The following is a 3,775-nucleotide window of genomic DNA, read 5'->3' on the forward strand; positions in this document are numbered from 1 at the left end:
AAAGACTTATTTGGTGACGTCTGCGCCGAACCACTTCTCGGAGAGCGCCTTCAGGCTGCCGTCTTTTTGCATATCAGCAATCGCAGCGTCGATCGCTTTCACCAGGTCTTCGTTACCTTTACGGACCGCAACACCGGATTCCTGACGAGAGAACGCATCACCGGCAACCGCCAGGGTGTTGTTGGTTTTCTTCACCAGATCCAGCGCGGCCAGGCGGTCAACCAGAATGGCGTCAATACGGCCTACGCGCAGATCCTGGTATTTCGTCGGGTCATCATCATAGGTTCGGATGTCCACGCCCTGAACGTTCTGGCGCAGCCACTCTTCGTAGTTAGTGCCCAGACCGACACCCACTTTTTTACCTTTCAGGTCGGCCGCGGTTTTGATGGTGCCTTCGTTACCTTTCTTCACCAGCGCCTGAATACCGGACACGGTGTACGGCGTGGAGAAGTCATACTTCTTCTTACGCTCGTCAGAAATGGTCACCTGGTTAATCACCACGTCAATGCGTTTGGAATCCAGCGATGCCAGCATACCGTCCCATTTGGTCGGTTTCAGGGAGGCTTTCACGCCGAGGTGTTTTGCCAGTTCTTCGGCAAATTCCACTTCAAAACCGGTCAGTTTGCCGTCGTCGCCCTGGAAGCTGAACGGAGGATAGGTTCCTTCCAGCCCAACCAGCAGCGTTCCGCGCTCTTTTACTTTGTTCAGCAGATTTTCTGCAGCGAACGTTTTCACGCTCATACCCGCAACCAGCGCCACGGCCATAACGCCCATCAACGCCTGACGACCCAGAAGTGCTAATTTCATAAATACCCCGATAGCGTAGAATTTTTACGTAGTGTAGAGAAATCGCCTGCGACGTCAAAGGCGACTGCGCTACATCTTATTCTTTTTTAATATATATCAGAAGTTGTTCCGGCGTGGCCTTTCTGCTTCATCGCACCCGGCATTTGTACCTTATATTGCGCATACTTGCGCAGCGCAATACGGTAGTTGTTGGTGCTGGTGGCAGGCAGCCACGGCTCCAGATTCTCATCCAGATAACCGGTTTTTAGCAGATCGCGAGAGATGTTGTTAACGGTCAGATGCTGTCCAAGGCGGCGCAGGCGAACCACATATTCGCGCACGGTGCCGTGGCTCATCTCCGTTTGTTCAAACAGGAATTGTTTGAAGCCGATAATGTCGAAGAAGTCGCTTTGCTCTTTGCAGTGGAGATCGCCACAGAAACGGCAAAGCGCCACCCACTCTTTCTGCTCTTCGAGCCACGCCGCTTCGTCCATCAACGTGTCGAGGCGAGAGATCGCGATTTTATTCACGATCTCGCCACGGCGAACCAGCGTGATACGATCGAGTAGTTTCTTACAGTGGGCGCAATGCGTCTGGCTGTGTTTAAAGTCTTTCAGGTAGCGGCTTAAAGGCCGTCTTTTTGATTGCTGCACCGTCATGATAACTCCTGGTTGTCAATACGTTGTGCGGCATTTTTCGGGTGAAAAAATCACCTATAACTTACCCAGCTTGGTTCGTAAGCGTTTAATGGCCTGGCTGTGCAACTGGCTCACCCGCGACTCCCCCACCTCCAGAACAGCGCCAATCTCTTTGAGATTAAGCTCTTCCTGGTAATAAAGGGTCAACACCAGCTGTTCGCGTTCAGGCAGCGCTTCAATCGCTTCCATTACGCGCTGGCGTAAATTCCCTTCCATTAAATGGTGTAACGGGTTTTCCTGCTGGTGCTCATCCGTCACCAGCTCGATGCTATCGCCATGCTCTTCGCGCCACTCGTCATAAGAGAAGAGTTGGCTATTATTGGTATCGAGCAACATCTGACGATACTCTTCAACAGCAATGCCAAGACGTTCCGCCACTTCGGTTTCCGTTGCGTTGCGTCCCAGTTCCTGTTCCAGCTGCCCCATCGCATGCGCCACTTCGCGGGCGTTACGGCGAACACTTCGCGGCACCCAGTCACGGCTGCGCAGTTCGTCCAGCATCGCACCACGAATACGCTGAACTGCGTAAGTCGTAAATGCCGTTCCTTGCAGAGCGTCGTATCGGTCAACTGCATTCAATAACCCGATACCGCCCGCCTGTAGCAGATCGTCAAGTTCCACGCTCGCCGGCAAGCGCACCTGGAGGCGCAATGCTTCGTGACGCACCAGCGGGACATAACGCTGCCACAGCGAGTGTTTATCCATTACACCTTCAGCGGTATAGAGTGAATTCACGATAAACAGCCCTGCGTTAATTGAGTTATCGGCATGATTATCCGATTCTGCAGGGGTTTCAATTGGGTGAATAGTGGGTGAAATGAGGGGTTATTTGGGGGGTTATGCGAATAGCGCTAAATAAAAAACCCCGCCGAAGCGGGGTTTGAGCATTATCAGGCGATTAGCCCTGCAGCAGAGACAGAACCTGCTGAGGAACCTGGTTAGCTTTAGACAGCACGGAGTTACCGGCCTGCTGGATGATCTGCGCTTTAGACATATTGGACACTTCGGTCGCATAGTCGGCGTCCTGAATACGGGACTGCGCTTCAGACAGGTTGGTGGTGGTGTTGTTCAAGTTGGTTACCGCAGAGCTCAGACGGTTCTGTACCGCACCCAGAGAAGAACGGAATTTATCAACAGACGCGATAGCTTTGTCCAGCAGAGCCAGTGGATCTGCAGTAGACACGCCTTTGAACTCGCCAGCTGCGTTCAGGGTAACAGTCTGCGCGTTGTTCAGCGTACCGCCTGCGCCGCCATCAGCGATAGCAGCTGCAGTCAGGGAGTAGTTTTTACCCTGAACTTCAGCATAACCTGCAGCTGCGCCAGCAGCGTCTGCGCCAACTTTAACAGCAACACCGGTCAGTGTACCTGTACCACCGTTTGCATCGGTATAGGTGATGTCAGCGGTGTTCACTTTCACGCTGCCAGTTGCATCGTCAACAGACACAGCGTAGTTGTCAGAACCAGAAGAAACCACGTAGGTCGCAGTAGATGCGCCAGCTGGAGTCTGCACGTTGTGCAGAGTCAGGCTCTTCGCGTCCACACCCAGGGTGGTAGCAACTGCGCTCAGGTCAACATCTTTCAGAGAACCGCTCGCGCCAACCTGAGTGATAGAATCGCTCAGTTTCAGTGCGTTGTTAGAAACAGAGAAGCCGTTCAGACCCAGAGTAGAAGAATCGATCTGCTGCAGGTCGATGGAGATAGTCTGGCCGTCGTTCGCACCAACCTGAATCTTCATGGAACCGTCTTTAGCCAGTACGTTCACGCCGTTGAACTGAGTCTGACCCGATACGCGGTCGATTTCAGACAGACGGGATTTGATTTCGTCCTGGATTGAAGACAGGTCAGAATCGGAGTTAGTGCCGGTGGTCGCCTGAACGGTCAGTTCACGAACACGCTGCAGGTTGTTGTTGATTTCAGACAGCGCGCCTTCAGTGGTCTGCGCCAGAGAGATACCGTCGTTAGCGTTACGTGCAGCCTGAGTCAGACCTTTGATGTTAGACGTGAAGCGGTTAGCGATAGCCTGGCCCGCAGCATCATCTTTAGCGCTGTTGATACGCAGACCAGAAGACAGACGCTCGATAGAAGAAGACAGAGCAGACTGGTTCTTGTTGATGTTGTTCTGAGTGATCAGCGAGAGGCTGTTGGTATTAATGACTTGTGCCATGATTTCGATTCCTGTTGTTCATCAAATCTGTTTGGTTAGATTTGGGTTTCCACCCTTCGGCTTCATCGCCGTCAAAGGTGTTATCGTCTGGTCCAAAACAACCTTTAGATTTTTTTTCAGGATGTTC

Annotated in this window: 4 protein-coding genes; all 4 read right to left on the reverse strand. The window is 52.4% G+C overall.

The genetic code is table 11. The features are described 5' to 3' along the window. Positions 1-6 precede the first annotated feature (6 nt). The gene (gene tcyJ / locus L977_RS18365; protein ID WP_014884382.1) at positions 7-807 is read right to left on the reverse strand and encodes a cystine ABC transporter substrate-binding protein; all 801 of its coding nucleotides are present in this window, start codon (positions 805-807) and stop codon (positions 7-9) included. A gap of 86 nt (positions 808-893) precedes the next feature. Next, complete coding sequence (gene fliZ, locus L977_RS18370) at positions 894-1,445, reverse strand: flagella biosynthesis regulatory protein FliZ (protein ID WP_014884383.1); 552 nt, start codon at positions 1,443-1,445, stop codon at positions 894-896. Between the two features lie 54 nt (positions 1,446-1,499). After that, positions 1,500-2,219, reverse strand: a complete 720-nt coding sequence (locus tag L977_RS18375) for an RNA polymerase sigma factor FliA (RefSeq protein ID WP_014170714.1) — start codon at positions 2,217-2,219, stop codon at positions 1,500-1,502. Between the two features lie 163 nt (positions 2,220-2,382). Further along, on the reverse strand, positions 2,383-3,648 hold the full coding sequence (locus tag L977_RS18380; protein ID WP_014884384.1) for a FliC/FljB family flagellin: 1,266 nt from the start codon (positions 3,646-3,648) through the stop codon (positions 2,383-2,385). Between the last annotated feature and the right edge of the window lie 127 nt (positions 3,649-3,775).

The sequence above is a fragment of the Enterobacter sp. ZOR0014 genome (assembly GCF_000798855.1).
Lineage (GTDB): Bacteria > Pseudomonadota > Gammaproteobacteria > Enterobacterales > Enterobacteriaceae > Enterobacter > Enterobacter kobei.